The 26,332-nt window shown below is 72.0% G+C and carries 27 protein-coding genes; 18 read left to right on the top strand and 9 right to left on the bottom strand.

Features of this window, described 5'->3' with window-relative positions:
- Window positions 1-124 precede the first annotated feature (124 nt).
- From iolC to SAVERM_RS36695, 7 genes are all read left to right on the top strand, one after another.
- The gene (gene iolC, locus SAVERM_RS36725) at window positions 125-1,081 is read left to right on the top strand and encodes a 5-dehydro-2-deoxygluconokinase (protein WP_010988545.1); all 957 of its coding nucleotides are present in this window, start codon (window positions 125-127) and stop codon (window positions 1,079-1,081) included.
- 25 nt (window positions 1,082-1,106) lie between these two features.
- Complete coding sequence (locus SAVERM_RS36720) at window positions 1,107-1,985, top strand: Cgl0159 family (beta/alpha)8-fold protein (RefSeq protein ID WP_010988544.1); 879 nt, start codon at window positions 1,107-1,109, stop codon at window positions 1,983-1,985.
- A gap of 29 nt (window positions 1,986-2,014) precedes the next feature.
- The gene (gene iolB, locus SAVERM_RS36715; protein WP_010988543.1) at window positions 2,015-2,920 is read left to right on the top strand and encodes a 5-deoxy-glucuronate isomerase; all 906 of its coding nucleotides are present in this window, start codon (window positions 2,015-2,017) and stop codon (window positions 2,918-2,920) included.
- Between the two features lie 22 nt (window positions 2,921-2,942).
- Complete coding sequence (gene iolD / locus SAVERM_RS36710) at window positions 2,943-4,817, top strand: 3D-(3,5/4)-trihydroxycyclohexane-1,2-dione acylhydrolase (decyclizing) (protein ID WP_037647050.1); 1,875 nt, start codon at window positions 2,943-2,945, stop codon at window positions 4,815-4,817.
- A 73-nt stretch (window positions 4,818-4,890) separates the two neighbouring features.
- Complete coding sequence (locus tag SAVERM_RS36705; RefSeq protein WP_010988541.1) at window positions 4,891-5,658, top strand: GntR family transcriptional regulator; 768 nt, start codon at window positions 4,891-4,893, stop codon at window positions 5,656-5,658.
- Between the two features lie 59 nt (window positions 5,659-5,717).
- Window positions 5,718-6,086 carry a DUF779 domain-containing protein gene (locus SAVERM_RS36700; protein ID WP_010988540.1) on the top strand — a complete coding sequence of 123 codons (369 nt, stop codon included), beginning with the start codon at window positions 5,718-5,720 and terminating at the stop codon, window positions 6,084-6,086.
- Between the two features lie 75 nt (window positions 6,087-6,161).
- A complete protein-coding gene (locus tag SAVERM_RS36695; RefSeq protein WP_010988539.1) occupies window positions 6,162-7,391 on the top strand; it encodes a phosphodiester glycosidase family protein in 1,230 nt (409 codons plus the stop codon).
- A 39-nt stretch (window positions 7,392-7,430) separates the two neighbouring features.
- On the opposite strand, the gene SAVERM_RS36690 is transcribed toward SAVERM_RS36695, so the two are convergent.
- The 6 genes from SAVERM_RS36690 to SAVERM_RS36665 form a co-directional block, all read right to left on the bottom strand.
- The gene (locus SAVERM_RS36690; protein ID WP_010988538.1) at window positions 7,431-7,625 is read right to left on the bottom strand and encodes a hypothetical protein; all 195 of its coding nucleotides are present in this window, start codon (window positions 7,623-7,625) and stop codon (window positions 7,431-7,433) included.
- A gap of 102 nt (window positions 7,626-7,727) precedes the next feature.
- On the bottom strand, window positions 7,728-8,588 hold the full coding sequence (locus SAVERM_RS36685) for a phosphatidylinositol-specific phospholipase C/glycerophosphodiester phosphodiesterase family protein (RefSeq protein ID WP_010988537.1): 861 nt from the start codon (window positions 8,586-8,588) through the stop codon (window positions 7,728-7,730).
- Between the two features lie 174 nt (window positions 8,589-8,762).
- On the bottom strand, window positions 8,763-9,893 hold the full coding sequence (locus SAVERM_RS36680; RefSeq protein WP_010988536.1) for an acyl-CoA dehydrogenase family protein: 1,131 nt from the start codon (window positions 9,891-9,893) through the stop codon (window positions 8,763-8,765).
- Complete coding sequence (locus SAVERM_RS36675; RefSeq protein ID WP_010988535.1) at window positions 9,872-11,053, bottom strand: acyl-CoA dehydrogenase family protein; 1,182 nt, start codon at window positions 11,051-11,053, stop codon at window positions 9,872-9,874. Before SAVERM_RS36675 ends, SAVERM_RS36680 begins: the two co-directional genes overlap by 22 nt.
- Window positions 11,050-12,027: an NADPH:quinone oxidoreductase family protein gene (locus SAVERM_RS36670; protein WP_037647048.1), complete on the bottom strand. Its 978-nt coding sequence runs from the start codon at window positions 12,025-12,027 to the stop codon at window positions 11,050-11,052. Before SAVERM_RS36670 ends, SAVERM_RS36675 begins: the two co-directional genes overlap by 4 nt.
- A gap of 85 nt (window positions 12,028-12,112) precedes the next feature.
- Entirely contained in the window at window positions 12,113-12,733 is a 621-nt protein-coding gene (locus tag SAVERM_RS36665) for a helix-turn-helix domain-containing protein (protein WP_010988533.1), read from the bottom strand.
- 71 nt (window positions 12,734-12,804) lie between these two features.
- On the opposite strand from SAVERM_RS36665, the gene SAVERM_RS36660 reads away from it, so the two are divergent.
- The 5 genes from SAVERM_RS36660 to SAVERM_RS36640 all read left to right on the top strand — a co-directional run bounded on the left by SAVERM_RS36660 (window position 12,805) and on the right by SAVERM_RS36640 (window position 17,541).
- Window positions 12,805-13,779 carry an NAD(P)/FAD-dependent oxidoreductase gene (locus SAVERM_RS36660; RefSeq protein ID WP_037647047.1) on the top strand — a complete coding sequence of 325 codons (975 nt, stop codon included), beginning with the start codon at window positions 12,805-12,807 and terminating at the stop codon, window positions 13,777-13,779.
- Window positions 13,780-13,808: 29 nt separating this feature from the next.
- A complete protein-coding gene (locus SAVERM_RS36655) occupies window positions 13,809-15,347 on the top strand; it encodes an ATP-dependent DNA ligase (protein WP_010988531.1) in 1,539 nt (512 codons plus the stop codon).
- Complete coding sequence (locus tag SAVERM_RS36650) at window positions 15,344-15,808, top strand: NUDIX hydrolase (RefSeq protein ID WP_010988530.1); 465 nt, start codon at window positions 15,344-15,346, stop codon at window positions 15,806-15,808. The genes SAVERM_RS36655 and SAVERM_RS36650 overlap by 4 nt, the downstream gene beginning before the upstream one ends.
- Window positions 15,809-15,881: 73 nt before the next feature.
- On the top strand, window positions 15,882-17,276 hold the full coding sequence (locus SAVERM_RS36645) for an NADP-dependent succinic semialdehyde dehydrogenase (protein ID WP_010988529.1): 1,395 nt from the start codon (window positions 15,882-15,884) through the stop codon (window positions 17,274-17,276).
- A gap of 25 nt (window positions 17,277-17,301) precedes the next feature.
- The gene (locus SAVERM_RS36640) at window positions 17,302-17,541 is read left to right on the top strand and encodes a DUF6213 family protein (protein WP_010988528.1); all 240 of its coding nucleotides are present in this window, start codon (window positions 17,302-17,304) and stop codon (window positions 17,539-17,541) included.
- 15 nt (window positions 17,542-17,556) lie between these two features.
- Here SAVERM_RS36640 and SAVERM_RS36635 read toward each other — a convergent pair whose 3' ends face one another.
- Window positions 17,557-18,231: a hypothetical protein gene (locus SAVERM_RS36635; protein ID WP_037647046.1), complete on the bottom strand. Its 675-nt coding sequence runs from the start codon at window positions 18,229-18,231 to the stop codon at window positions 17,557-17,559.
- A 200-nt stretch (window positions 18,232-18,431) separates the two neighbouring features.
- Here SAVERM_RS36635 and SAVERM_RS36630 point away from each other — a divergent pair, with 200 nt between their 5' ends.
- Genes SAVERM_RS36630 through SAVERM_RS36620 form a run of 3 tightly spaced genes read left to right on the top strand, consistent with a single transcriptional unit; the run spans window position 18,432 to window position 21,245 of the window.
- Window positions 18,432-19,490 (top strand): type III polyketide synthase, encoded by a 1,059-nt coding sequence (locus SAVERM_RS36630; protein WP_010988526.1) that lies wholly within the window; start codon window positions 18,432-18,434, stop codon window positions 19,488-19,490.
- Between the two features lie 4 nt (window positions 19,491-19,494).
- Window positions 19,495-20,709 carry a cytochrome P450 gene (locus SAVERM_RS36625; RefSeq protein WP_010988525.1) on the top strand — a complete coding sequence of 405 codons (1,215 nt, stop codon included), beginning with the start codon at window positions 19,495-19,497 and terminating at the stop codon, window positions 20,707-20,709.
- An 8-nt stretch (window positions 20,710-20,717) separates the two neighbouring features.
- Window positions 20,718-21,245 (top strand): cupin domain-containing protein, encoded by a 528-nt coding sequence (locus tag SAVERM_RS36620; RefSeq protein ID WP_010988524.1) that lies wholly within the window; start codon window positions 20,718-20,720, stop codon window positions 21,243-21,245.
- Window positions 21,246-21,281: 36 nt separating this feature from the next.
- Here the strand turns inward: SAVERM_RS36620 and SAVERM_RS36615 are convergent, their stop codons facing one another.
- Entirely contained in the window at window positions 21,282-22,511 is a 1,230-nt protein-coding gene (locus SAVERM_RS36615) for an acyl-CoA dehydrogenase family protein (protein ID WP_010988523.1), read from the bottom strand.
- 171 nt (window positions 22,512-22,682) lie between these two features.
- On the opposite strand from SAVERM_RS36615, the gene SAVERM_RS36610 reads away from it, so the two are divergent.
- Window positions 22,683-23,330: a TetR/AcrR family transcriptional regulator gene (locus tag SAVERM_RS36610; protein WP_037647044.1), complete on the top strand. Its 648-nt coding sequence runs from the start codon at window positions 22,683-22,685 to the stop codon at window positions 23,328-23,330.
- Between the two features lie 127 nt (window positions 23,331-23,457).
- Here SAVERM_RS36610 and def read toward each other — a convergent pair whose 3' ends face one another.
- A complete protein-coding gene (gene def, locus SAVERM_RS36605; protein WP_010988521.1) occupies window positions 23,458-24,018 on the bottom strand; it encodes a peptide deformylase in 561 nt (186 codons plus the stop codon).
- 142 nt (window positions 24,019-24,160) lie between these two features.
- Between def and SAVERM_RS36600 the strand changes: the two genes are divergently transcribed.
- Both SAVERM_RS36600 and SAVERM_RS36595 read left to right on the top strand, forming a co-directional pair.
- Window positions 24,161-25,399, top strand: a complete 1,239-nt coding sequence (locus tag SAVERM_RS36600) for a MurT ligase domain-containing protein (protein ID WP_010988520.1) — start codon at window positions 24,161-24,163, stop codon at window positions 25,397-25,399.
- 22 nt (window positions 25,400-25,421) lie between these two features.
- Window positions 25,422-26,150 (top strand): type 1 glutamine amidotransferase, encoded by a 729-nt coding sequence (locus SAVERM_RS36595; RefSeq protein WP_010988519.1) that lies wholly within the window; start codon window positions 25,422-25,424, stop codon window positions 26,148-26,150.
- Window positions 26,151-26,332 lie beyond the last annotated feature (182 nt).

Raw genomic sequence — 26,332 nt, 5'->3', positions numbered from 1 at the left:
TAGCAGGTCCGAATGTCCGTACAAACTATTGACACAAGACCGATGGGCGCCCTACACCTGGGAGACACCGCACCAGGCCATCAGGTCCCGGGGTGCCCGCATCCCCCGATGAGGAGCGACGTGCATGCCAGACTCCGTTGAAACTTTCGACCTGATCACTATGGGGCGCATCGGCGTCGACCTCTACCCCCTACAGCCGGGCGTTCCACTGCCGCAGGTCGAGTCCTTCGGGAAATTCCTCGGCGGTTCCGCCGCCAATGTCGCCGTGGCCGCCGCACGCCTCGGCCGCTCCACCGCGGTGATCACCCGGACCGGCAACGACCCGTTCGGCACCTATCTGCACCAGGCGCTCGAGGAGTTCGGCGTCGACGACCGGTTCGTCACCCCCGTCGACGCCTATCCGACGCCGGTCACCTTCTGCGAGATCTTCCCGCCGGACGACTTCCCGCTGTACTTCTACCGGCAGCCCAAGGCACCGGACCTGGAGATCCGCACCGAGGAGCTCGACTTCTTCGCCCTCCGCGCCGCCCGAATCTTCTGGATCACCGGCACCGGGCTGAGCGAGGAGCCCAGCCGCTCCGCCACGCTCGCCGCCCTCAAGGCCCGCACCAAGGGGGGCACCACGGTCTTCGACCTCGACTGGCGCCCGATGTTCTGGCAGGACCCACGGGCGGCCCGCCCGTACTACGCCGAGGCGCTGCGCCACGCGACCGTGGCCGTCGGCAACCTCGACGAGTGCGAGATCGCCACCGGCGTACGCGAACCCCGGGCCTGCGCCGAGGCGTTGATCGAGGCGGGCGTGGAACTGGCCGTCGTCAAACAGGGCCCCAAGGGTGTCCTCGCCGTGCACCGCGACGGCACCACCGCCGAGGTGCCGCCCGTCCCGGTGGAGGTCGTCAACGGCCTCGGCGCGGGCGACGCGTTCGGCGGCTCGCTCTGCCACGGGCTGCTGGCGGGCTGGGAGCTGGAGCGGACCATGCGCTACGCCAACGCGGCCGGCGCCCTCGTCGCCTCCCGCCTCGCCTGCTCCTCCGCGATGCCCACCCTCGATGAGGTCGAGGACCTCGTCGCGCGCGGATGACCCGCCACCCCGAACGGAGCCTGTCTTGACCATCAGCATCCCCGACCTCGCCACGGTGCGGGCCCGGCATCCGGAGGCCATCGCCGAAGCGGCCGGCCGCCGCACGCGCCGGCCGCTGATCGGCGAGAGCGGCCGCCTCCTGATCGTCGCGGCCGATCATCCGGCGCGCGGCGCGCTCGGCGTGGGCGGCCGAGGGCTGGCCATGGCGCATCGCGCCGATCTGCTCGAGCGCCTGTGTGTCGCGCTGTCCCGGCCGGGTGTGGACGGGGTACTGGCCACCGCCGACATCCTGGAGGACCTGCTGCTCCTGGGTGTGCTGGAGAACAAGGTCGTCATGGGGTCGATGAACCGCGGCGGCCTGGCCGGCGCGTCCTTCGAGATGGACGACCGCTTCACCGGGCACCGCGCCGAGGACATCGAGCGGCTCCGCTTCGACGCGGGCAAGCTGCTGCTGCGCATCGACTACGCCGACCAGGGGTCTTCGGCGACCCTGGAGTCCACGGCCCGCGCGATCGACGACATGGCCGCGCGCCGACTCCCCGTGTTCGTCGAGCCGTTCATCTCGCGCCGGGTGGACGGCACGGTCCGCAACGACCTCGGCGCCGAGGCCGTCACCCGCTCCATCGCCATCGCCTCGGGCCTCGCCGGCACCTCGGCGTACACCTGGCTCAAGCTGCCGGTCACCGAGGATCCCGACGACATGGGCGAGGTCCTCGAGGCCTCCACCCTGCCCGCCGTGCTGCTCGGCGGCGAGGTCGGCGAGGACCAGGAGGGCGCGTACGAGAGATGGCGCAAGGCGCTGCGGCTGCCCACCGTCCAGGGCATGGTCGTGGGCCGCTCACTCCTGTATCCCGCCGACGGCGGCGTGGCGACGGCGGTGGACACCGCGGTCGGCCTGCTCTGACATCACCGACCCGGTCCAGGAAAGGCATCATGACGACCACGCACCACCTCCCCGCGGGCAAGGCGGCGAACGGCCCCTACACGGTGGACATCTCCCCCGAGTCGGCCGGCTGGGGCCACTCCAGTCTGCGCGTGCTGGAACTGCCCGCCGGCGGATGGCACTCCTTCGACACCGGCGACAGCGAGTGGATCGTGCTGCCGCTGGCGGGGTCCTGCACGGTGGCCGTCGGCGGCGAGACCTTCCGCCTGGCCGGGCGCGAGAGCGTCTTCAGCGGGGTCAGCGACTTCGCCTATGTGCCGCGCGACGCCCAGGTCTCCCTCGCCTCGCGCGGCGGCGGCCGCTTCGCGCTGACCGGCGCCCGCTGCACCGAGCGGCTGCCCGCCCGCTACGGGCCCGCCGCCGCCGTCCCGGTCGAGCTGCGCGGCACCGGCACCTGCTCCCGCCAGGTCAACAACTTCGCCGCGGCGGTCCCCGCCGGGGGCGATGCCGGACAGGGTTTCGCGTGCGACCAGCTGATCGCCGTCGAGATCATCACGCCGGGAGGCAACTGGTCCTCGTTCCCGCCCCACAAGCACGACGAGCACCGCCCCGGTGAGGAGTCCGAGCTGGAGGAGATCTACTACTTCGAGATCGCCGCCCACGACGGCACGCCCGGCCTGGGCTACCAGCGGGTCTCGCCCTCCGGCCACGGCCGGGGCACCGACGTCCTGGCCGAGGTGCGCAGCGGCGACACCGTCCTCATCCCGGACGGCTGGCACGGCCCGTCGATGGCGGCGCCCGGCCACGACATGTACTACCTCAACGTGATGGCGGGTCCCGGCGCCGAGCGCGACTGGCTGATCCGCGACCACCCCGACCACGCCTGGATCCGCGCCACCTGGCCGGATCAGCCCGTGGACCCCCGACTCCCCCGCTACACCGCCCCGTCCCAGTGAGGTCCCGATGAGCCAGGTCCCCATGGACCAGTCCACCCGCCGCCTGACCGTCGCCCAGGCGCTGGTGCGTTTCCTGTCCGCGCAGTACACCGAGCGCGACGGCGTACGGCACCGCCTGATCGCCGGCACCTGGGGCATCTTCGGCCACGGCAACGTGGCGGGCATCGGCCAGGCGCTCCTCGAAGCCGGCGAGCAGGCCATGCCGTTCCACCAGGGCCGCAACGAGCAGGCGATGGTGCACGCGGCGGTCGGCTACGCCCGCCAGCTGGGCCGCCTCTCCGCCCAGGCCGTCACCACGTCCATCGGCCCCGGCGCCACCAACCTGGTCACCGGCGCCGCCCTGGCCACGATCAACCGTCTCCCGGTGCTGCTCCTGCCCGGCGACTACTTCGCGACGCGCGCCGCGGACCCGCTGCTCCAGCAGCTGGAACACCCGGTGGAGGCAGACCTGTCGGTGAACGACACCCTGCGCCCGGTCTCCCGCTACTTCGACCGGATCACCCGCCCGGAGACGCTCGTCCCGTCCGCGCTCGCCGCCATGCGGGTCCTCGCCGACCCGGCCGAGACCGGCGCGGTCACCCTCGCCCTGCCGCAGGACGTGCAGGCCGAGGCGTACGACTGGCCCGAGGAGTTCTTCGCCGAGCGCGTCTGGCGCGTACGCCGCCCCGCGCCCGACCCGGTCGAACTGGCCGAGGCGGCCCGGGCGATCCGCGGCGCCGAGCGGCCGCTGATCGTCGCGGGCGGCGGCGTCCACCACAGCGAGGCGGAGACGGCGCTGCGCGAGCTGGTGGACGCCACCGGCATCCCCGTCGCCTCCACCCAGGCGGGCAAGGGCTCGCTGCGCCACGACCACCCCGCCGACCTCGGCGGCATCGGCCACACCGGCACCGCGGTCAGCGACGACCTCGCGCGCACCGCCGACCTGGTCATCGGTGTCGGCACCCGCTACACCGACTTCACCACGGCCTCCGCCACCCTGTTCCGCAACCCCGGAGTGCGGTTCGTCAACCTCAACATCACCGCCTTCGACGCCCACAAGCTCGCCGCCCGGCCCCTGGTCGCCGACGCGCGGGCGGGCCTGGAGGCGCTCGCCGAGGCGTTGGCGGGCCATCGTGTGGACGCGGCGTACGAGGCCGAGTACCGCTCGGGCAAGGAGCGTTGGGAGCGGGTCGTGGCCGACGCCTTCCGCGCCGACGACGAGAACGCCGTGCCGACCCAGACCCAGGTGCTCGGCGCCCTTGACTCCGTCGTGGGCGACGCGGACGTGGTCATCAACGCGGCCGGCTCTCTCCCCGGCGACCTGCACAAACTGTGGCGAGCCCGCTCGCCGCGCCAGTACCACCTGGAGTACGGCTACTCCTGCATGGGCTACGAGATCCCGGCCGGTATCGGTGTCCAGCAGGCCGCCCCCGGCACGCCCGTGTGGTCGCTGGTCGGTGACGGGACGTATCTGATGATGCCGACCGAGATCGTCACCGCCGTCCAGGAGTCGCTGCCCGTCAACCTGGTCCTGATCCAGAACCACGGCTACGCCTCCATCGGCGGCCTGTCCGAGAGCGTGGGCGGCGAGCGCTTCGGCACCGCCTACCGCTACCGGGCCGCGGACGGCACCTTCTCCGGCGCGCCGCTGCCGGTGGACCTCGCCGCCAACGCGGCCAGCCTCGGCATGGACGTCATCCGGGCCAAGACCGTACGGGAACTGCGCGACGCCCTCGCCGAGGCCCGCGCCTCGGACCGGCCGACCTGCGTGTACGTCGAAACTGACCCGGCGCCCACCGCTCCCCCGGCACAGGCGTGGTGGGACGTGCCCGTCGCCGAGGTGGCCTCCCGCGAGGCCGCGGTGGACGCCCGCGCGACCTACGACGGGCACACCGCCGAACGCCGCCGACACCTCTGACTCCTCCTGCCTCCCGGCTCACGAAAGGACCCGCCATGAGGACCATCAACCTGAACTTCCCCAGCCACTCCTGATGTCCCGTCACAGGAACCCCGCCACCCCCGTACGCCTCGACTTCGCACTCGACCGCAACAGTCCGGTGCCGCTCTACTACCAGCTCGCCCAGCAGCTGGAGCATGCGATCGAGCACGGCGCGCTGGGCCCGGGCAGCCTCCTCGGCAACGAGATCGAGTTCGCCGGGCGGCTCGGTCTGTCCCGGCCCACCGTGCGCCAGGCCATCCAGTCGCTGGTCGACAAGGGGCTGCTCGTGCGCCGCCGGGGCATCGGCACCCAGGTGGTGCACAGTCAGGTCAAGCGCCCGCTGGAGCTCAGCAGCCTGTACGACGACCTGGAGGCCGCCGGCCAGAACCCCGCGACGCGGGTGCTGCGCAACGAGGTCCAGCCGGCGTCCGCCGAGGTCGCGGCCGCCCTGGGCCTCGCCGAGGGCGGCGATGTGCACCACATCGAACGGCTGCGCCTCGCCCACGGCCAGCCGGTGGCGTTCCTGTCCAACCACGTGCCGGCCGGCCTGCTGGACCTCGGCACCGCCCGGCTGGAGGCGACCGGCCTGTACCGGATGATGCGCGCCGTCGGCATCACCCTGCACAGCGCCCGCCAGTCCGTGAGCGCCCGCGGCGCGACCGCCCAGGAGGCCGAGCGGCTGGACGAGCACGAGGGCGCCGCCCTGCTCACCATGCGGCGCACCGCCTACGACGACACCGGCCGCGCCGTCGAATACGGCACCCACATCTACCGCGCGTCACGGTACGCCTTCGAGTTCCAGCTCCTCGTACGGCCCTGAAGGCGCCCCGCCCCGCGCGTGCAACCTTCTCGCAACGTGGCGGCTGGTCGGCTGAGGGCATGGATCCGACCGTGGAGATGGTCCCGCGCGTGGAGCTCACCCCTGCCGCCGCCGAGCTGGTGCGGCGGCTGCGGGCGGCCCACGGACCGCTGATGTTCCATCAGTCAGGCGGCTGCTGCGACGGCAGCGCGCCCATGTGCTATCCGGACGGCGAGTTCCGCACCGGCGGCTCCGACGTGCTGCTCGCGGAGCTGGAGGTCGAGGGCGTCGACGAGGCGGTGGGCTTCTGGATGTCGAGGAACCAGTACGAGGTGTGGAGCCACACCCGGCTGATCGTCGATGTCGTACCCGGCCGAGGCAGCGGCTTCTCCCTCGAAGCACCCGAAGGAGTGCGTTTTCTGATCCGTTCCCGCGTCGTCGACGCCTAGGTACCGCGCCGGCCACCGACATCTGGTGCACTTCCCCTGATTCCTGGGACAGTTGACGAGACATCAGGGGGGACTGTGACGCGTCGCGGCGGACGGCTCAGAACGGTACTGACGGTACTCACGGCCTGGAGCGCGCTGGCCGGTGCGGCCCTGGCGGGAGCGGCGCCGGCCGGCGGCGCGCCGAGGAGCGTCCCGCTCGCGCCGGGCGTCGAGTACACGCAGTTCGACATCCCGGCGGACCGAGGAGTGACGCACGCCCATCTCCTGAGCGTCGATCTCGCCGATCCGCGGGTGCGGGTCGGCCTCCTGCACCCGGGCGCCGTCGCGGCCCGCGCCCCGGTCTCACGGCTCGCCGACTCGCAGGGCGCGCTCGCGGGCATCAACGGCGACTTCTTCAACATCACCGAGACCCAGCACCCGGGGGTCGAGGCGACCGGTTCGACCGACGGTCCGGCGATCGCGGACGGGCACACACTCAAGGCAGCCGTGCCGAACGGCCAGCGCTTCGGGCCGGCGCTGCCGCCCGGTACGACCACCGAGGACGTGCTCGGCGTCGGCGACGACCGCCGGGCCCGGCTCGACCGCCTGGCCCTCGAAGGATCCGTGGACACCGCGGCGGGAGAGCTGCCGCTCCGCGGGCTCAACCAGTACGCGCTGCCGGAGGGTTCGGTCGGCGCGTACACCGCGGACTGGGGCAGTGTCTCGCGCGCCCGGGCCGTGTGCGGCACGGACACCGACCGGGCGGCGCCGTGCAGTACGGACACCTACGAAGTGACGGTCAGGGACGGCCAGGTGGTGTCCTTCGCCGACTCCCCCGGCAGCGGACCGATCGCCGCCGGCACCACGGTGCTGGTCGGCCGCGAGGCAGGCGCGCAGCAGTTGCGGAAGCTGTCCACGGGCGAGGAGGTGTCGGTGGAGCACCGTCTGGTGGCGGCCGGGTCGCAGGTCGCGTACAGCTTCGCGATCGGCGGATACCCGGTGCTGAGGCAGGGGAAGCCGCTGCCGGGCCTCGACACCGTCACCTCGGCCGTACGCACCGCGGTGGGCATCAAGGACGCCGGCCGCCGTCTGCTGCTCCTCGCGATCGACGGCGCCGCCGCCTACCGCAGCGGCCTGACCATCGCCGAAGTCGCCTCGGTCATGCGCGGCTTGGGTGCCACCGAGGCCTTCAGCCTCGACGGCGGCGGCTCGACCACGCTGGTCGCCCGCGCTCCCGGGGCGACCTCCGTGACCGTACGCAACCACCCGAGCGGCGGCGCCGAACGGCCGGTCCCGAACGGCATCGGGGTGTTCACCCGGACGTGACCGGGCACCGTCCGGCCCGCATCCCTGGCCTCCCGCAGGCTAGGGGTGCAGGCTGCTGACGATGTCCGCCGTCGCCAGCAGGCCGTTGTGGATGGTCGGGGCCATGCTGGAGCCGGCCAGGAAGAACCCGAGCAACACGCAGATCAGGCAGTGCGACAACTTCAGTGCCCCGTTGCGCACGAAGACCACCACAAGGATCAGAAGCAGCAGCACCACAGAGATGGAAATGGCCATCGGAACCTCCTCCGCCACGTCGATACCGCGGCTTTAGGCCGCAAGTGTCGCGTAGCGGAGGGTTCGTCCGGGCGGCTGACGTGTCCCCCGAACGTGTGGTGTCTACGGCCGCTCGTGGGCGTCGAGGAACGCCTCCAGGCCCGCGAGGTCGTCCGTGTTGACGTAGTCGACGTCCGCGGCGAGCAGCTCGGCCCACAGCGCGTCCCGGTCCGGGCCCGCCCGATCGGGCGTGGCCCACAACCGCACCTTCTGCCGGCGTGCGTGCGCCGCCGCGACGATGCCCCGCAGCTTCTGCCGCTCGGCGCCCGGGAACGGGCCCGCCCCGAGCCAGCTGAAGTTGAGCGTCCAGTTGTCGCTGATCAGCGGGATGAGGGAGGCCGGGGCTGAGCTGCCGAGATCGGTGAGGCGACCGTCGTAGAAGGCGCGGCGCACGCTCTGCGCCTCCATCGGCGTACGGGCCGCGCGGTCGCCGGAGATCACGGCCGTGACCGGGCCGGGGTGCACGCGGCCGTGCGCGTACGTGGTGAACAGGTTGCGGTAGCGCCGTAGATGGCGGTCGAGTTCGAGGTAGGTGGACGAGCCCTCGGTCTTGATGTCGATGAGAAGTTGCAGGGGCGTGCGCCACCCCCGGTACACGGAGCCGTGGTTGGCCCTGACGCGGGCGGCCAGCGGATCGAGGTAGAGGGATTCGAGGGTGCGGGCCGGGTCGAGGTCCGCCGGGTCGTGGGCCACGAGGAGCTGGTCGCCGACGAGGTAGATGTCGGCCTCGACGCTGCCGAAACGATGGCCGAGGGCGTCGAACAGGGGCCGCGGGTGCTCGTAGTCGTTGTGCGCGTGGGCGCGCCGCAGCGGGCGCGGGCCGTGCCCCCGCTCGCTCGCTCGTGCGTGCGCGGGCAGCGCGACGGAGCCGGCGAGGGCGGCGCCGAGGGTGGTGAGGGCTCTGCGACGGGTGGTGAGGGCCATGCTCTGCCTCCCTGGAAGTGCCGTACGGGACACCGGCGAGTATGCGGCGCCCGCGAGCCCAAGGGGCAGGGCCGTGCGCGGAGTTGGCCGGACCGCCGCCGTGCGTTCACTTCGTCGCGGCGGGGCACACCGAAAGGCCCGCCCCAGGTGGGGCGGGCTTCTTCCGGGTGTGCGTCAGGGGGCCCGGAGGTCGACCAGTTCGGCCAGCGCCTCGCGGTGACCGCCCGCCGTGCCGTACGCGATCGAGTCCGCCTTCGCCCGCTTGAGGTAGAGGTGGACCGGGTGTTCCCAGGTCATGCCGAGGCCGCCGTGCAGCTGGAGGGCCTCCTCCGCGGTGCGGACGGCGACCGGGGCCGCGTACGCCTGGGCGACGGCGACCGCCACGTCGCTGTCCGCGCTGCCGGTGGCGAGCGCGTCGGCCGCGTTCCGCGCCGCCGCCCGCAGGCTGACGACTTCCAGCCACAGCTGCGCGAGCCGGTGCTTGAGCGCCTGGAAGCCGCCGACGGGCCGGTTGAACTGCTTGCGCTCCTTCAAGTAGCGCACCGTTTCCGTCAAGCACCAGTCGGCCACGCCGAGTTGCTCGGAGGCGAGCAGTCCGGCACCGGCGCGCAGGGCCCGGCGTACGGCGGGCTCGGCGGCGCCCACGCGACGCGCCGGCGCTCCCTCGAAGGTGACCGTGGCGACCGGCCTGGTGAGGTCGAAGGAGACCTGCGGAGTGATCGTGACGGTGGCCGTGTCGTCGGCGTTCACCGCGTACAGCCCGCCGTCCTCTGCGGGCACCAGCAGCACATCGGCGGCCGCCGCGTCCGCGATGCCGGTCAACTCGCCATGCAGCGCGCCGTCTTCATGGCGTACGGCCCGGTAGGCTCCGCCCGGCGCGACGGACAGCGCGACGGCGAGCGCGCCCACCGTCCGCCCCGACGCGAGCGCGGCCAGCAGCTTCGCGGCCTCGTCGCCCTCACCGGCCAGCAGTGCCTCGGTGGCGACGACGGCACTGGTGAGGTAGGGCACGGGGGCGACCGCGCGGCCCAACTCCTCGAGGACCACGGCGGCTTCACGGTGCGAGGCACCCTGGCCGCCCTGCGCCTCGGGCACCAGGAGACCCGCGAGTCCCATGCCGTCCGCCAGGGCCTTCCACAGGGCGCGGTCGTGCGGGGCGTCCGACTCCGTGCGGGCGATGACGTCCGCCGCCCCGCAGTGATCGCGGAGGAGGTCGCGGACGACGGCGCGCAGTGCCTCTTCCTCCTCCGAGTACAGCAGATCCGGCTGCGTGCTCCGCGTGGTCATCGGGCGAGGTCCTTCCATGCGACGTCCTTGTCGGTGCGCGGCTCGGACGGCAGGCCCAGGACGCGTTCGGCGACGATGTTGAGCAGGACCTCGCTGGTCCCGCCCTCGATGCTGTTGCCCTTCGAGCGGAGGTAGCGGTAGCCCGCGTCGCGGCCGGTGAAGTCGACCAGTTCGGGTCGGCGCATCGTCCAGTCGTCGTACAACAGGCCTTCCTCGCCGAGGAGTTCGACCTCCAGCCCGCTGATCTCCTGGTTGAGGCGGGCGAACGACAGCTTCATGCCGGCGCCCTCGGGGCCGGGCTGGCCCGCCACGAGCTGCTGGCGCAGCCGCTCGCCGGTGAGACGGGCGACCTCGGCCTCGACCCACAGCTTCAGCAGCCGCTGGTGCAGATCGTGGGTGCGCAGTTCGGGGCGCTCGCGCCAGGTCCCGGCGACCGGGCCGATCATGCCGCCTTCGCGGGGCAGCCGCATGCCGCCGATGGCGACGCGTTCGTTGTTCAGCGTGGTCTGCGCGACCCGCCAGCCGTCACCGACGTCGCCGAGCCGGCGGGAGTCGGGGATGCGGACGTCGGTGAGGAACACCTCGTTGAACTCGGCCTCGCCGGTGATCTGGCGCAGCGGCCGGACCTCGACGCCCGGGTCGGTCATGTCGCAGATGAAGTAGGTGATGCCCCGGTGCTTGGGCACGTCCGGGTCGGTGCGGGCGATGAGGATGGCCCAGCGGGCGACGTGGGCGCTGGACGTCCACACCTTCTGCCCGTTGACCACCCACTCGTCGCCTTCACGGACGGCGCGCGTGCCCAGCGCGGCCAGGTCGGACCCGGCGCCCGGCTCGCTGAAGAGCTGGCACCAGACCTCCTCGCCGGCCCACAGCGGGCGCAGATAGCGCCGCTTCTGCTCCTCGGTGCCGTAGCCGAGGATCGTCGGCGCGGCCATGCCGAGGCCGATGCCGATACGCCGGGGGTCGTTGTCGGGGGCGCCCGCGGCCTCCAGTTCGGCGTCCACGACGGCCTGGAGCGTGCGCGGCACCCCGAGCCCGCCGAGTCCCTCCGGGTAGTGCACCCAGGCGAGTCCGGCGTCGAAACGGTCCTTGAGGAAGTCGAGCCGGTCCGTGGTCTCCGGCGGATGTGCGGCCAGCAACTCCTGGGTGAGGCGGCGCAGTTCGGCAGCGTCGGTCATGCGGTTGCTCCGTTCTCGAGCGAGGGGACCACGGCGACACGGCCCGTCGTGACGCCGTCGGCGACCCGCTGCACGGCGGCGGCGGCGCCGCCGAGCGGCACCCGCTCACTGACCAGCGGCTTGATCGCACCGCGCGTCGCCAGTTCGGTGAGCTGCTCGTGGCAGTGCTGGACCAGCTTGGGATTCTTGGTGTTGTAGAGGCCCCAGTGCAGGCCGAGGATCGCGTAGTTCTTCACCAGGGCGTGGTTCAGGGCGGGGCTCGGGATGGTGCCGCTCGCGAAGCCGACCACCACGATGCGCCCCTCGAAAGCGACGACCTTGGTGGACTGCGTGTACGCCGCCCCGCCGACGGGGTCGTAGATCACGTCCGCGCCGCGGCCGCCGGTCGCTTCCTTCACGGCGCCGATGACATCCTCGGTCCGTCGGTCCACGACGACGTCGCAGCCCAGCTCGCGGGCCACGGCGGCCTTGTCGGCCCCGCCGACGACGCCGATCACCGTGGCGCCCGCGGCCTTGCCGAGCTGCACCGCCGCGCTGCCGACCCCTCCCGCGGCAGCGTGCACGAGCAGGGTCTCCCCCGCCTCCAGGTGCGCCCGGCGGTGCAGACCGAACCAGCCGGTCTGGTAGCCGATGTGCAGGGCGGCGGCCTCGGCGTCGTCCAGCGCGTCGGGCGCGGGCAGCAGGGCCGCGGCATCGGCGACGGCGTACTCGGCGAAACCGCCGAACGGCAGCACGGGGTTCGCGAGGACGCGCCGTCCGTCCTCGGTCTCGCCACAGATCTCCACCCCGGGCGTGAACGGCAGCGGCGGCCTGACCTGGTACTGCCCGCGGCACAGCAGGGCGTCCGGGAAGTTGATGTTCGCCGCCCGCACCTTGAGGAGCACCTGGCCCTCGCCGGGCACCGGCCGCTCCACATCCTCGAGGCGCATCACCTCGCTCGGCTCGCCGTTCTGGTGCACTTGCCATGCCTGCATGCGGGGCCTCCACGGGACTGCTCGTCTGACCGGGGTCGATCGCATACTAAGCGGTCGCTTGCCCATCAGGGAACAGTCGCGTGCGTCACGAACGGGTGGGACGGGCCCGTACGTGCATCCGCTCCCCCTGCGGCCCGAACAGACTCAGAAACTCCGCCGGGCCCTCACCCGTGGACCCGAACCAGTGCGGCACCCGCGTGTCGAACTCGGCGGCCTCCCCCGGTCCGAGCACCACGTCGTGCTCGCCGAGGACCAGGCGCAGCCGCCCGGAGAGCACATAGAGCCACTCGTAGCCCTCGTGTGTCCGCAGATCCGGTTCGAGCTTGCGCTGGGGTTCGAGCACCTTGAACGCCTGTAGACCGCCGGGCTGCCGGGTGAGCGGCCAGTGGGTGCGGCCGTGCCGCACGATCGGTTTGGCCCGCACGCGCGGGTCGCTCACCGGCGGCGCCCCGACCAGCTCGTCGAGGGGCACCTGGTGAGCGCGGGCGATGGGCAGCAGCAGCTCCAGGCTGGGCTTGCGCAGCCCGGACTCCAGGCGCGAGAGCGTGCTCACGGAGATGCCGGTCGCCTCGGACAGCCCCGCGAGCGTGGCACCCCGTTCCTTCCGGATCCGCCGCAGCCGCGGCCCGACTTCGGCCAGAACCGCGTCCGTCTGCACTTCTTCGCTCTGCTCTTCCTCGCTCTGCTCTTCCTCGCTCATGCCCATATTGCAGAATCGGCAAAGCCATTTGTCAATACCGTCATGGTCGGGCGACCTTCTCCGTGGAGGTGGTCACCATGACCGAGAGGTACGAAGTGGTTGTCGTCGGCGGCGGCGCGGCGGGGCTGTCCGCGGCGCTGGTCCTCGGCCGGGCCCGGCGTCACACGCTCGTCGTCGACGCCGGCGAGCCGCGCAACGCGCCCGCCGCGCATCTGCAGGGCTTTCTGACCCGGGACGGCATGCCGCCCGCCGAGTTCCTCGCCGAGGGGCGGCGGGAGATCGGGCGGTACGGCGTCGAGCTGGTCCAAGGCCGCGTGGTGGACGTGGTCCGAGGCGGCGTCGGCGCGTTCGAGGTGACGCTCGCGGGCGGGCGTACGGTGCACGCGCGCCGGCTGGTCCTCGCCACCGGCCTGGTCGACGAGCTGCCGCCGGTGCCGGGCGTCGCCGAGCGCTTCGGGCGGGACGTGCTGCACTGCCCGTACTGCCACGGCTGGGAGGTCCGCGACGAGGCCTTCGGCGTGCTGGCCAGTACGCCGATGAGCGTGCACCAGGCGCTGATGGTCAGCCAGTGGTCCAAGGACGTGACCCTCTTCCTGCACACGGTCGGCGAGGACGAGCTCACGCACGACGACCGGCGCCGGCTCGCCGCGGCCGGGGTCACCCTGGTGTCCGGCGAGGTCGCGGGCCTGGAGGTGGACGAGGACCGGCTCACCGGGGTGCGGCTCGCGGACGGCACGACGCGGGACCGCTCGGTGCTGTTCGTCGCGCCCCGCGCCGTCCCGCGCACCGACCTGTTCGACCGGCTGGGCGCCGAGCTGCGGGAGACACCGTTCGGCACGTATCCGGTGGTCGACGAGACGGGCCTGACGACCGTGCCCGGCGTGTGGGCGGCGGGAAACGCGATCGGATTCGCGGAGCAGCTGGTGAACGCGGCGAGCGGCGGCTACCGGGCGGGCGCCGTGATCAACGGAGACCTGCTCTTCGCGGACCTCGACGCCGCCGCGGGTCCCGCCGCTTCGGGCGAGGCCGAGAACGCGGCTGAGCGGGTGTAGACCGGCCGCCTCCGTTGCACCATGGCTGCATGCTGCTGAGCCGCCTCGCCCATGTGTCCCGGGAGGTCGCCGCCACCTCGGCGCGGTCCCGGAAGATCGCGCTGCTCGCCGAGCTGTTCCGGGACGCCGACGCGGACGACGTGCCGATCGTGATCCCGTATCTGGCCGGACGCCTTCCGCAGGGGCGGCTCGGCATCGGCTGGAAGCTCCTCGGCCGGCCGGTCACGCCCGCGTCGGAGCCGTCGCTCACCGTGCGGGACGTGGACGCCCGGCTGACAGCGGTCGGCGCCGTCACGGGCACCGGCTCGCAGGCCGGGCGCGGGCGCCTGATGGGCGAGCTGATGGCGGCGGCCACCGACGTCGAGCAGGCCTTCCTGCGCGGGCTGCTCACCGGCGAGGTGCGGCAGGGCGCGCTGGACGCGGTCGCGGTCGAGGGGCTGGCCGAGGCGACCGGCGCGCCCCCCGCCGACGTACGACGGGCGGTGATGCTCGCCGGATCGCTCCAGACGGTGGCGCGGGCGCTGCTCGCGGAGGGCCCGGGGGCCCTGGACGGCTTCCGGCTCACCGTCGGCCGCCCGGTGCTGCCGATGCTGGCGCACACGGCGGGATCCGTGGCCGAGGCCGTCGGCAAGCTGGGCGCGTGTGCCGTCGAGGAGAAGCTCGACGGCATCCGCGTCCAGCTCCACCGCGACGGCGACCACGTACGGATCTACACCCGCACCCTCGACGACATCACCGACCGGTTGCCCGAACTCACCGCCGCCGCCCTGGAGTTGAAGGGCGACCGGTTCATTCTGGACGGTGAGGTCATCGCGCTGGACGGGAACGGGCGGCCGCGCTCCTTCCAGGAGATCGCCGGGCGCGTGGGCTCGCGCGTGGACGTGGCCGCGGCCGCCGCGTCGGTGCCCGTCTCCCCCGTGTTCTTCGACGCGCTGTCCGTCGACGGACGGGATCTGCTCGACCTGCCGTTCACCGAGCGGCACGCGGAGCTGGCCCGGCTGGTGCCCGAGCCGCTGCGCGTGCGGCGCGCGCTCGTGTCCGGTCCCGACGATGGCGCCGCCGCCGAGACGTTCCTCGCCGACACGCTCGCGCGCGGCCACGAGGGCGTCGTGGTCAAAGCCCTCGACGCCCCCTACAGCGCGGGCCGGCGCGGCGCCTCCTGGCTGAAGGTCAAGCCCGTGCACACCCTCGACCTGGTGGTGCTCGCGGCCGAGTGGGGCCACGGGCGGCGCACCGGCAAGCTGTCCAACCTGCACCTCGGGGCGCGCGCCGCGGACGGGTCCTTCGCGATGCTCGGCAAGACGTTCAAGGGCATGACCGACGCGATGCTGACCTGGCAGACCGAGCGGCTGACGGAGCTGGCCGTCGAGGAGAACGGCTCCGTGGTGACCGTACGGCCGGAACTCGTCGTCGAGATCGCGTACGACGGTCTCCAGAAGTCCACCCGCTACCCGGCCGGCGTCACCCTCCGCTTCGCCCGCGTCGTCCGGTACCGCGAGGACAAGACCCCGGCCGAGGCCGACACGGTCGAGACCTTGCTCGCCGCGCACCCGGAGGTGACCCGGTGAGCGGGAAGCGCAGCGCGGGGCTGCTGTTGTTCCGGCACACCGACGACGGTATCGAGGTGTTGCTCGGCCATATGGGCGGCCCGTTCTTCGCCCGCCGTGACGCCGGGGCGTGGTCCGTCCCGAAGGGCGAGTACGAGCCCGACGAGCCGGCCTGGGACGCCGCGCGCCGGGAGTTCCAGGAGGAGCTGGGGCTCGCGCCGCCCGACGGGCAGGCCGTGCCGCTCGGCGAGGTCCGGCAGGCGAACGGCAAGATCGTCACCGCGTGGGCGATCGAGGCGGACCTCGACCCGGCGACCGTGGTGCCCGGCACCTTCACGATGGAGTGGCCGCCGAAGTCGGGCCGAAGTCAGGAGTTCCCCGAGCTGGACCGGGTGGAGTGGTTCGGCCTGGACCGGGCGCGCGCCGTGATCGTGAAGGGGCAGACGGGGTTTCTCGACCGGCTGGCGGAGCACTCGGGCTGAGAGCACCCTTCGCGTTGCGCCGCCCCGCGCCGCGCGGGAGGGTCGAAGGACAGCCCGCATCAGGAGGTCGGCCATGCCCATCGCGACGGTGAACCCGGCGACCGGCGAGACGCTCAAGACGTACGAAGCCCTGGACGCCGAGGCGATCGAGCGCAGGCTCGCGGCGGCACAGAGCGCGTTCCGGACCCATCGCACGACCACGTTCGCCGAGCGGGCGCGGCTGCTGCACAGGGCGGCGGACCTGCTCGACGAGGACCAGCGGGACATCGCCCGGGTGATGACGACCGAGATGGGCAAGCCGGTCAAGCAGGCCCGCGCCGAGGCCGCGAAGTGCGCGAAGGCGATGCACTGGTATGCCGACCACGCCGAGGAGCTGCTCGCGGACGAGGAACCGGCCGATTCCGATGTGAAGGACTCCGGGGCCTCGCGCGCCCTGGTCCGCTATCGGCCGCTGGGCCCGGTGCTGGCCGTGATGCCGTGGAACTTCCCCCTGTGGCAGGTGGTCCGGTTCGCCGCGCCCGCGCTGATGGCGGGCAACGTGGGCCTGCTCAAGCACTCCTCGAACGTCCCGCAGACCGCCCTCTACCTGGAGGACCTGTTCCGCCGGGCCGGCTTCCCCGACGGCTGCTTCCAGACGCTGCTCATCGGCTCCGGCGCCGTCGAGGGCATCCTGCGCGACCCGCGCGTCCGGGCGGCCACGCTGACCGGCAGCGAACCGGCCGGCCGGGCCGTGGCCTCGGTCGCCGGGGACCAGGTCAAGAAGACGGTCCTGGAGCTCGGCGGCAGCGACCCGTTCGTCGTGATGCCGTCCGCCGACATCGACCGGGCCGCGAAGACCGCGGTGACCGCGCGGGTCCAGAACAACGGGCAGTCGTGCATCGCCGCGAAGCGGTTCATCGTGCACACGGACGTGTTCGACGCCTTCGCCGAGCGCTTCACGGCGGGCATGGCGGCGCTGAAGGTCGGCGACCCGCTGGACGAGGACACGGAGGTCGGGCCGCTCTCCACCGAGCAGGGCCGCACCGATCTGGAGGAGCTGGTCGACGACGCGGTCGAGAACGGCGCGACGGTGCTGTGCGGCGGCGAGCGCCCCGAGGGGTACACGGAGCGCGGCTACTACTACGCGCCGACCGTCCTCACCGACATCACCCCCGAGATGCGCATCCACCTCGAGGAGGCGTTCGGCCCGGTCGCCACGCTCTACCGGGCGGCCGATCTCGACGAGGCGGTGGCCATCGCCAACGACACGCCGTTCGGACTGAGTTCCAACGTCTGGACGCGCGAGGACGCCGAGGTCGACCGGTTCGTACGCGACCTGGAGGCCGGTGGCGTGTTCGTCAACGGGATGACGGCATCCCATCCCGCGTTCCCCTTCGGCGGGGTCAAGCGGTCGGGTTACGGTCGTGAGCTGTCCGGACACGGAATCCGCGAGTTCTGCAACATCACCACCGTATGGCACGGAGCGTGAGCGTTCCGCGGCTACGATCCCCTCTGTGAACCGCGAAGTGACCCTGCCTCTGATCGTCGACGACCGCGGCACGTTGCAGGTCTCGGCCGCCGACGTCAGCAAGCTGCTGCGCACGGTGGGCGGCCGGTGGCTGCATCTGGTGGAGGCCGGTCAGGACGGGCTGGACGAGGACACGGTGGCGACGCTCACCATCGAACTCGCCAAGCTCGCCGACCGCATCGACGTGGCCTGCATCGCCCACAGCAGCGGGACGACGGCCGGCTGACGTACGGGCGGCCCCTCAGGCCGTGCGCTGGTCCAGCTCCCACAGGGCGTGCCAGAACCTCGCCTCGTAGCCCTGGAGCAGCCGCCCGTAGCGCTGGGCCTCGTCCTCGTCGACCAGCCCGTAGTCCAGGCCTGCCTGCACGGCGGCCTGCGCCTTCTGTTCCAGCTCCGGCGCGGGCTCGGCGAAGAGGTCGAAGAAGCCGCAGGCCGCGTCGTCGAAGCCGTAGTGGCGGCGCAGGGCTTCGGCGATCGTCGCGCAGTAGCCGCCCCACGTGGCGAAGTTGGCGCTCAGCGCGAGCACCACGTCGGCCGGCGAGCCGTTCAGCGCGAGCCAGGCGACGTACGCCGGATAGGTCTGGCAGTCCGCGAGGGGCTCGTACGCGGCGGTCCACGCCTCGTCCACCCCGCAGGCGGCGGCGTACGCCGCGAGCCGGTCCCCGGCCAGATCCTCACTCTCCGTGAGAATGTCGAAGAACGCGGCGCACTCCGGTTCGTTCACCGACCGCTGTGCCAGATGCAGGAACGCCTGGCGGTCCGCCGCGATCACATGGCGCTGTTCGAGGGCGAGCGCCGCGAGTGTGGTGCGCCGGGCGGCACCCCGGGCGATCAGCGGCAGCAGCCGGTTGGCATGGGGGTCGGGGGCGAGTCTTCCGGTGGTCGTCTCCAGCAGTTCCCTTGCTGTCCGCGCCATCGCCGCCACTCCTTCGGCTTCGCTGCTCTGTTGCCCTCCCACCAGCGTCTCATGTGCTGGTCACGGGCGGGGGTCACGCACTGTCACTCGCTGGAACGGAGTAGTCCGACGGGATATCCACGCTCCCCCGGGTGATCGTGGGTGAGCCCCACTTCCCCCGGGGGACGAAGAGTCCTCCGGAAGGCGAAAGAAGGTCCTCCATGGCGACGCTGTGCAAACCCGCGGTCTCTGTCCCGGAACACGTGATCACAATGGAGGAGACGCTCGAACTGGCGCGCTCCCGACACCCCGATCACCCCCAACTCCCGCTCGCGCTGCGGCTGATCGAGAACACGGGGGTCCACACCCGGCACATCGTGCAGCCGATCGAGGAGACGCTGAAGCATCCTGGCTTCGAGGAGCGCAACCACGTCTACGAGGCCGAGGCCAAGGCCCGTGTCCCCGCGGTGGTGCAGCGGGCGCTGGACGAGGCCGAGCTGCTCACCACCGACATCGACGTGATCATCTACGTGTCGTGCACGGGGTTCATGATGCCCTCGCTGACGGCCTACCTGATCAACTCGATGGACTTCAGCTCCGACACCCGGCAGATACCCATAGCCCAGCTGGGCTGTGCCGCGGGCGGCTCGGCGATCAACCGGGCACACGACTTCTGCACGGCCTACCCCCAGGCCAACGCGCTCATCGTGGCCTGCGAGTTCTGCTCCCTGTGCTACCAGCCCACCGACCTGGGCGTCGGCTCACTCCTGTCGAACGGGCTGTTCGGCGACGGCATCGCCGCCGCGGCCGTCCGCGGCAAGGGCGGCACCGGCATCACGCTGGAGCGCAACGCGTCGTACCTGATCCCCAAGACCGACGAGTGGATCAGTTACGACGTCCGCGCCACCGGCTTCCACTTCCTGCTGGACAAGCGGGTGCCTGGCACGATGGAGCCGCTCGCTCCGGCACTCCAGGAGCTGGCGAGCCAGCACGGCTGGGACGCCTCCGACCTGGACTTCTACATCATCCACGCGGGCGGTCCGCGCATCCTGGACGACCTGAGCAAGTTCCTGCGAGTGCCGCCGGAGGCCTTCCGGTTCAGCCGGGCCACGCTCACCGAGTACGGCAACATCGCGAGCGCCGTCGTCCTGGACGCGCTGCGCCGGCTCTTCGACGAGGGCGGCGCCGAGCACGCGGCGCGCGGCATGCTCGCCGGCTTCGGGCCCGGCATCACCGCCGAGATGTCGCTGGGCCGCTGGCACCGCACCGACGAGGCGTAGAGAGATGACCGAGAAAACGATCACCGAGGCCCTGCCGCCCGTCCGCCACTGGCCCGCGCTCAACCTGACGGGCGTGGAGTTCGACCCGGTGCTGTCCCAGCTGATGAGCGAGGGTCCGGTCAGCCGGATCCAGCTGCCCAACGGCGAGGGCTGGGCGTGGCTGGTGACCCGCTACGACGACGTACGCATGGTCGCCAACGACCCCCGGTTCAGCCGCGCGGCGGTCATGGGGCGGCAGGTCACCCGGCTCGCCCCGCACTTCATTCCCACGGCGGGCGCGGTCGGGTTCCTCGACCCGCCCGACCACACCCGGCTGCGCCGCTCGGTGGCGGCCGCCTTCACGGCGCGCGGGGTGGAGCGGGTGCGGGAGAAGTCCCGCCGGATGCTCGACGAGCTGATCGACGAGCTGCTCCGGGGCGGGCCGCCCGCCGACCTCGTCGAGACGGTCCTGAGCCCCTTCCCGATCGCGGTCGTCTGCGAGCTGATGGGCGTGCCGGCCGCCGACCGGCACAGCATGCACACCTGGACCCAGCTGATCCTGTCCTCCGCGCACGGCGCCGAGGTCAGCGAGAAGGCCAGGAACGACATGGGCGCGCATTTCGAGCGGCTCATCGGCGAGCGGCGCGGCAGCACGGGCGAGGATGTCACTTCGCTGCTCGGCGCCGCCGTGGGCAGCGGCGAGATCACCCTCGACGAGGCCGTCGGGCTCGCCGTGCTCATCCAGATCGGCGGCGAGGCGGTCACCAACAACAGCGGGCAGCTGTTCTACATCCTGCTGACCCGCCCCGACCTCGCGGAACGGCTGCGCGCCGAGCCGAAGATCCGTCCGCAGGGCATCGACGAGCTGCTGCGCTACATCCCGCACCGCAACGCGGTCGGCCTCTCGCGGATCGCGACGGAGGACATCGAGATCCGGGGCGTACGCATCCGGGAGGGCGACACGGTGTACGTGTCGTACCTGGCCGCCAACCGCGACCCGGACGTCTTCCCGGATCCCGAACGGATCGACCTCACGCGCAGCCCGAACCCGCATGTGTCGTTCGGCTTCGGACCGCATTACTGCGTGGGCGGGATGCTGGCCCGGCTGGAGTCCGAGCTGCTGGTCGAGGCGCTGCTCGACCGGGTGCCGGGGCTGCGGCTCGCGGTCCCGCCGGGCCTGGTGCCCTTCAAGAAGGGTGCGTTGATCCGCGGGCCCGAAGCCCTGCCCGTGACCTGGTGAGCGGGCTCATGACGGCCACCGAAGGACTCCTCGTGCCGCCGGGGCACGGCCGCGTCGTCCGGACGCCCGCCCAGCACGTGACGTTCAAGGTGACCGGCACGCACTCACGGATGGCGTCGAGCTTCGAGGTGGTCGTACCGCCCGGCTTCGACGTGGGCGCGCATGTGCACACCCGCAGCGAGGAGCTGTTCTACGTGCTCGAAGGCGAGCTGGACGTGCTCGCCTTCGAGCCGCGGGTCCGCACGCCCGACAACTGGAAGCACTGGGAGTCCCGTTCGGGCACCCGGGTGGTACGGGCCACTCCCGGCACGGTCATCGTCGTACCGCCCGGCTGCCCGCACGCCTTCGCGAACCCCACCGACACCCCGGCGAAGATGTTCTTCCAGGCGTCCCCGCCACCGGACCACGAACGGTACTTCGACGAACTCCTGGAGATCCTGGGCAGCGGCGGCCCGCCGGACCACGCGGCGATCGAGGAACTGCGGGCGAGATACGACATCCAGCAGCTCACACCGCTGAGGCTGAAGCACCACTGAGATACCGCCGACCGCGGCGCCCCGCCAGGCGGCGTACTAACGGATCGGCATCCCCGACAGGGTGCGGGCGATCACCAGCCGCTGGATCTCGCTCGTCCCCTCGAAGATTGTATAAATCGCGGCATCCCGGTGCATCCGCTCCACCGGGTACTCCCGGGTGAAACCGTTGCCACCGAGGATCTGGACCGCCTGGGCGGTCACCTTCTTCGCGGTCTCGCTGGCGAACAGCTTCGACATGGACCCCTCGGCCGCGGTGAACGGCTTGCCGTTGACCGCCATCCAGGAGGCCCGCCACACCAGCAGCCGCGCCGCGTCGATGGACGTACGCATGTCGGCCAGCTGGAAGGCGACACCCTGGTTGTCGATGATCGGCCGGCCGAACTGCTCGCGCGTCTTCGCGTACTCCAGGGCCTCCTCGTACGCGGCCCGGGCCGTGCCCACCGCCATGGCGCCGACCGCCGGGCGGGACGCCTCGAACGTGGCCATCGCGGCGTTCTTCACGCGCTCGCCGCCCCCCGCCCTGGCCCGCTCGCGGGCCCGGGCCAGACGCTCGTCCAGCTTCTCCTTGCCGCCGAGCAGGCAGGAACCGGGAATCCGCGCGTTCTCCAGGACGACCTCGGCGGTGTGCGAGGCGCGGATGCCGTGCTTCTTGAACTTCTGCCCCTGGGACAGGCCCGGCGTGTTCGGCGGGACGATGAAGGAGGCGTGGCCCTTGGAGCCCAGCTCCGAGTCGACGACCGCGACCACGACGTGGACATTGGCGATGCCGCCGTTGGTCGCCCAGGTCTTCGTGCCGTTGAGGACCCACTCGTCCTTGGCCTCGTCGTACACGGCACGGGTGCGCATCGAAGACACGTCGGAGCCGGCGTCGGGCTCGGAGGAGCAGAACGCCGCGACCTTGACATCGTTGGCATCGCCGTACATCTGGGGGATCCAGGTGCCGATCTGCTCCTCGGTGCCGTTGGCGAGGACGCCCACGGCGGCGAGGCCGGTGCCGACGATGGACAGGGCGATGCCCGCGTCGCCCCAGAACAGCTCCTCCATCGCCATGGGTATGCCGAGGCCGGTGGGGTCGAAGTACTGCTGGGCGTAGAAGTCCAGGGAGTAGATGCCGACCTTCGCGGCCTCCTGGATGACCGGCCACGGCGTCTCTTCACGCTCGTCCCATTCGGCGGCCGCGGGGCGGATCACATCGGCGGCGAAGCCGTGCAGCCAGTCCCTGACCTCCTTCTGTTCGTCGTTGAGCTCCATGGTGAACTCGGCCATGTCCCCTCCAGCGCTGCATTAAGGTGTTACTTGCGGTAACCAGAGTCTGTTACTGACCAGTAGGGAAAGTCAACTCCCGGGCCTCCTTCGGCAGCCCGTTCGATACGAGCAGGCCTGTGGGTGTTAGTTTGCGCAGGCGTCACCGAAAACAGCACGGGTGGGGAGAGGCTCATGGACACCACGCAGCAGCGGACCGATCAACAGCGGTCCGCCGATCGCCGTCGGCGCGAGCTGCTGGAGGCCGCCGACAGAGTGGTGCTCCGCGACGGCCCCGGGGCCTCGATGAACGCCATCGCCGCGGAGGCCGGCATCACCAAGCCGATCCTCTACCGCCACTTCGGCGACAAGAGCGGCCTGTACGCCGCCCTCGCCAAGCGCCACACCGACGCCCTGCTCGACTCGCTGCGGGCCGCGCTCGACGCACCCGCGGAACGCAGGGAGCGCGTCGAGTCCACACTCGACACCTACCTCGCCGCGATCGAGGCACGGCCGCAGGTGTACCGGTTCCTGATGCACCCGTCGGAGGGCGGCTCGCAGAGCGACCAGGGCTTCGACACGGGCAAGAACTCCGTTCCCGTGCTGCGGCGCATGGGCGAGGAACTGGCACAGGTCATCGAGGAACGGCTCGACCTCGGGCCCGGCAGCCAGCAGCTCGCGCGGGTGTGGGGGCACGGGATCGTCGGCATGATGCATGCGGCGGGCGACTGGTGGCTGGGCGAACGGCCGTGCTCGCGGGCCGAGTTGGTGCGGAGTCTGGCCGACCTGCTGTGGGGACGGCTCGCCGCGGCGGGCGACAAGATCGGCGGCCCTGGGTTCTGAGAGCCGCCTCCCGGGTTCGGGGCGTCGTGGCTGGTCCCGGGTTTCCCGGTGGTCCGTGGCTGGTCCCGGGTTCTGGTCGCCCCTGGCCGATCCCGGGTTCCGGTCGTCCATGGTTGGTCTCGCACCCCTAGCGGGGCTCCGGGGCTCTTTGGCGATTCCACGGGGCCCGTGCCGCCTGTCGCATCACCCTTCGGTGTCGCCAGCCGGAGACCCGGTCCACATACACCCCGCCGTCGAGGTGATCGCACTCGTGTTGCAGGCACCGGGCGAACCACCCCGTCCCGAGCACCCGCACCGGCTCGCCGTCCGTCGTGAAGCCCTCGACGACGGCACGGTCGTACCGCTCGGTGCCCGCCTCCAGGCCAGGCAGCGACAGACAGCCCTCCGGCCCCCGCAACACCACACCGTCCGCCTCGATCAGACGCGGATTCACCACATGTCCGACATGACGGACATCCTCGTCGTCGGGACAGTCGTAGACGAAGACCCGTAGCGGCACGCCGATCTGGTTCGCGGCGAGGCCCACCCCGTTCGCCGCGTACATCGTGGCGAACATGTCCTCGACGAGGCGGGCCAGTTCGGGGCCGTGGTCGGTCACCTCCTCGCACGGTGCGTGCAGGACGGGGTCGCCGAGCAGAGCGAGGGGTCTGACGTGCCCTCGGGTGCCCGGGATGGAGCCGTGTCGCATGGCGGCAAGGGTACGGTCCTCAATGTCGCGCGGGCACCGGGGTGGTGCCGCGATTCGGGCCGGTGAGTGGATCTCGATAGGCTGAGGCCCACACGTTGCCGGGACAGGGCGCGGCGCTGTACGCAAGGAGGATCGAGAACTGATGGCAGGCAACTCGGACCCGCTGACGCCGCGGGCCAAGCTGGCCGTGACGGCGGGCAAGGCGGTCGCGGCGGCATCGAGGGCCGCGGGACGCGGGAGCGGATCGGTGATCGGCGGCCGGGTGGCACTCAAGCTCGACCCCGACCTCCTCGCCCGGCTCGCCCAGCACCTGGACGTGATCCTGGTGTCGGCCACCAACGGCAAGACCACCACGACCCGGCTGATCGCGGAGGCGCTGCGCGCCGCGGGCCCGGTCGTGTCCAACGCGCTCGGCGCCAACATGCCGGCCGGCATCACCTCGGCGCTCGCGGGCGGCTCGGACGCCAAGTACGCGGTGATCGAGGTCGACGAGAAGTACCTCGCCGGTGTGGCCCGGGACACGGACCCGAAGTGCATCGCGCTGCTCAACCTCTCGCGTGACCAGCTCGACCGCGCCGCCGAGACCCGGATGCTCGCCGAGCACTGGCGTGAGGGCCTGGCCGGTTCCAAGGCCGTCGTCATCGCCAACGCGGACGACCCGCTGGTCGTGTGGGCCGCGTCGTCCTCCGCCAATGTGATCTGGGTCGCAGCCGGCCAGATGTGGAAGGACGACGCCTGGTCCTGCCCGTCCTGCGGCGGTGTGATGCAGCGCCCCGGCGACGACTGGTTCTGCGGCGAGTGCGGTTTCCGCCGGCCGACGCCCAGCTGGGCGCTGTCCGGCGACCACGTCCTCGACCCGCACGGCTCCGCCTGGCCGATCCACCTCCAGCTGCCGGGCCGCGCCAACAAGGCGAACGCCGCCTCCTCGGCCGCCGTCGCCGCCGTCTTCGGCGTGCCCCCGCAGGTCGCCCTGGAGCGCATGTACGCGGTCCAGGCGGTGGCCGGGCGCTATGACGTCGTCCAGTTCATGCAGCGCGACCTGCGCCTGCTGCTCGCCAAGAACCCGGCGGGCTGGCTGGAGACGTTCTCGCTGATCGACCCGCCGCCGACCCCGGTGATCCTGTCGGTGAACGCGCGCGGCGCCGACGGCACCGACACCTCCTGGCTGTGGGACGTCGACTACACACGGCTGACCGGCCACCCGATCTTCGTCATCGGAGACCGCAAGCTGGACCTGGCCGTGCGTCTGGAGGTCGCCAACCAGTCCTTCCAGGTCTGCGAGAACCTCGACCAGTGCGTCCAGCAGGCCCCGCCGGGCCGCATCGAGGTCATCGCGAACTACACCGCCTTCCAGGACCTGCGGCGCCGTGTCGGCAACTGACCCCAGAGGACGAGGACGACCGATGACAGACAACCAACTGCGGCTGGTGTGGATCTACCCGGACCTGCTGAGCACCTACGGCGACCAGGGCAACGCGCTCGTCGTGGAGCGCCGGGCCCGCCAGCGCGGCCTCGACGTGGCCCGCCTCGACGTGCGCAGCGACCAGCCGATCCCCACCTCCGGCGACATCTACCTGATCGGCGGCGGCGAGGACCGTCCGCAGCGGCTCGCGGCCGAGCGGCTGCGCCGTGACGGCGGTCTGCACCGCGCGGTGGGCAACGGCGCGATCGTCTTCTCGGTGTGCGCCGGCTACCAGATCCTCGGCCACGAGTTCATCAACGACCTCGGCCAGCGCGAGCCGGGCCTCGGCCTGCTCGACGTGGTGTCCACGCGCGGCGAGGGCGAGCGGTGCGTCGGCGACGTCCTCGGGGACATCGACCCGCGCCTCGGCCTGCCCCAGCTGACCGGCTTCGAGAACCACCAGGGCGTCACGCACCTCGGCCCCTCCGCCCGCCCCTTGGCCCAGGTGCGGCTCGGCAAGGGCAACGGCACGGGTGACGGCACGGAGGGCGCGTACAACGACACGGTCTTCGGTACGTACATGCACGGTCCCGTGCTCGCCCGCAACCCGCTGATCGCGGACCTGCTGCTGAAGCTGGCCCTCGATGTGAACGCGCTGCCGCCGATCGACGACCGGTGGTACGAGGCGCTGCGGGGCGAGCGCATCGCCGCGGCGCAGCAGCCCGCGTAAGGCCCATGTCAGCGCCGCATGAAACGGTTCCGCACAGGCCCGTCTGACCAGGCCTCCGCTCACGTGTGCGGGGGCGTCCAGCAGGCGGACGCCCCGTACGGCCCCGCCCCCTACCGCCGGTAGGGTGGCGGGGATCCAGCCGGACAGCGTGGTCCGGTCCCGGCCCACGTTGAGAAGGTATT

This window comes from Streptomyces avermitilis MA-4680 = NBRC 14893, assembly GCF_000009765.2.
Lineage (GTDB): Bacteria > Actinomycetota > Actinomycetes > Streptomycetales > Streptomycetaceae > Streptomyces > Streptomyces avermitilis.
The sequence above is the reverse complement of the archived record's forward strand: the minus strand, read 5'-3'. Positions and strand labels throughout refer to the sequence as shown.

Coding starts and splice junctions, on each gene's coding strand:
- iolC (WP_010988545.1), top strand. CDS start 125: ATGCCAGACTCCGTTGAAACTTTCGACCTGATCACTATGGGGCGCATC.
- iolB (WP_010988543.1), top strand. CDS start 2,015: ATGACGACCACGCACCACCTCCCCGCGGGCAAGGCGGCGAACGGCCCC.
- iolD (WP_037647050.1), top strand. CDS start 2,943: ATGGACCAGTCCACCCGCCGCCTGACCGTCGCCCAGGCGCTGGTGCGT.
- SAVERM_RS36705 (WP_010988541.1), top strand. CDS start 4,891: ATGTCCCGTCACAGGAACCCCGCCACCCCCGTACGCCTCGACTTCGCA.
- SAVERM_RS36700 (WP_010988540.1), top strand. CDS start 5,718: ATGGATCCGACCGTGGAGATGGTCCCGCGCGTGGAGCTCACCCCTGCC.
- SAVERM_RS36690 (WP_010988538.1), bottom strand. CDS start 7,625: ATGGCCATTTCCATCTCTGTGGTGCTGCTGCTTCTGATCCTTGTGGTG.
- SAVERM_RS36685 (WP_010988537.1), bottom strand. CDS start 8,588: ATGGCCCTCACCACCCGTCGCAGAGCCCTCACCACCCTCGGCGCCGCC.
- SAVERM_RS36680 (WP_010988536.1), bottom strand. CDS start 9,893: ATGGAAGGACCTCGCCCGATGACCACGCGGAGCACGCAGCCGGATCTG.
- SAVERM_RS36675 (WP_010988535.1), bottom strand. CDS start 11,053: ATGACCGACGCTGCCGAACTGCGCCGCCTCACCCAGGAGTTGCTGGCC.
- SAVERM_RS36670 (WP_037647048.1), bottom strand. CDS start 12,027: ATGCAGGCATGGCAAGTGCACCAGAACGGCGAGCCGAGCGAGGTGATG.
- SAVERM_RS36665 (WP_010988533.1), bottom strand. CDS start 12,733: ATGGGCATGAGCGAGGAAGAGCAGAGCGAGGAAGAGCAGAGCGAAGAA.
- SAVERM_RS36660 (WP_037647047.1), top strand. CDS start 12,805: ATGACCGAGAGGTACGAAGTGGTTGTCGTCGGCGGCGGCGCGGCGGGG.
- SAVERM_RS36655 (WP_010988531.1), top strand. CDS start 13,809: ATGCTGCTGAGCCGCCTCGCCCATGTGTCCCGGGAGGTCGCCGCCACC.
- SAVERM_RS36645 (WP_010988529.1), top strand. CDS start 15,882: ATGCCCATCGCGACGGTGAACCCGGCGACCGGCGAGACGCTCAAGACG.
- SAVERM_RS36635 (WP_037647046.1), bottom strand. CDS start 18,231: ATGGCGCGGACAGCAAGGGAACTGCTGGAGACGACCACCGGAAGACTC.
- SAVERM_RS36630 (WP_010988526.1), top strand. CDS start 18,432: ATGGCGACGCTGTGCAAACCCGCGGTCTCTGTCCCGGAACACGTGATC.
- SAVERM_RS36625 (WP_010988525.1), top strand. CDS start 19,495: ATGACCGAGAAAACGATCACCGAGGCCCTGCCGCCCGTCCGCCACTGG.
- SAVERM_RS36620 (WP_010988524.1), top strand. CDS start 20,718: ATGACGGCCACCGAAGGACTCCTCGTGCCGCCGGGGCACGGCCGCGTC.
- SAVERM_RS36615 (WP_010988523.1), bottom strand. CDS start 22,511: ATGGCCGAGTTCACCATGGAGCTCAACGACGAACAGAAGGAGGTCAGG.
- SAVERM_RS36610 (WP_037647044.1), top strand. CDS start 22,683: ATGGACACCACGCAGCAGCGGACCGATCAACAGCGGTCCGCCGATCGC.
- def (WP_010988521.1), bottom strand. CDS start 24,018: ATGCGACACGGCTCCATCCCGGGCACCCGAGGGCACGTCAGACCCCTC.
- SAVERM_RS36600 (WP_010988520.1), top strand. CDS start 24,161: ATGGCAGGCAACTCGGACCCGCTGACGCCGCGGGCCAAGCTGGCCGTG.
- SAVERM_RS36595 (WP_010988519.1), top strand. CDS start 25,422: ATGACAGACAACCAACTGCGGCTGGTGTGGATCTACCCGGACCTGCTG.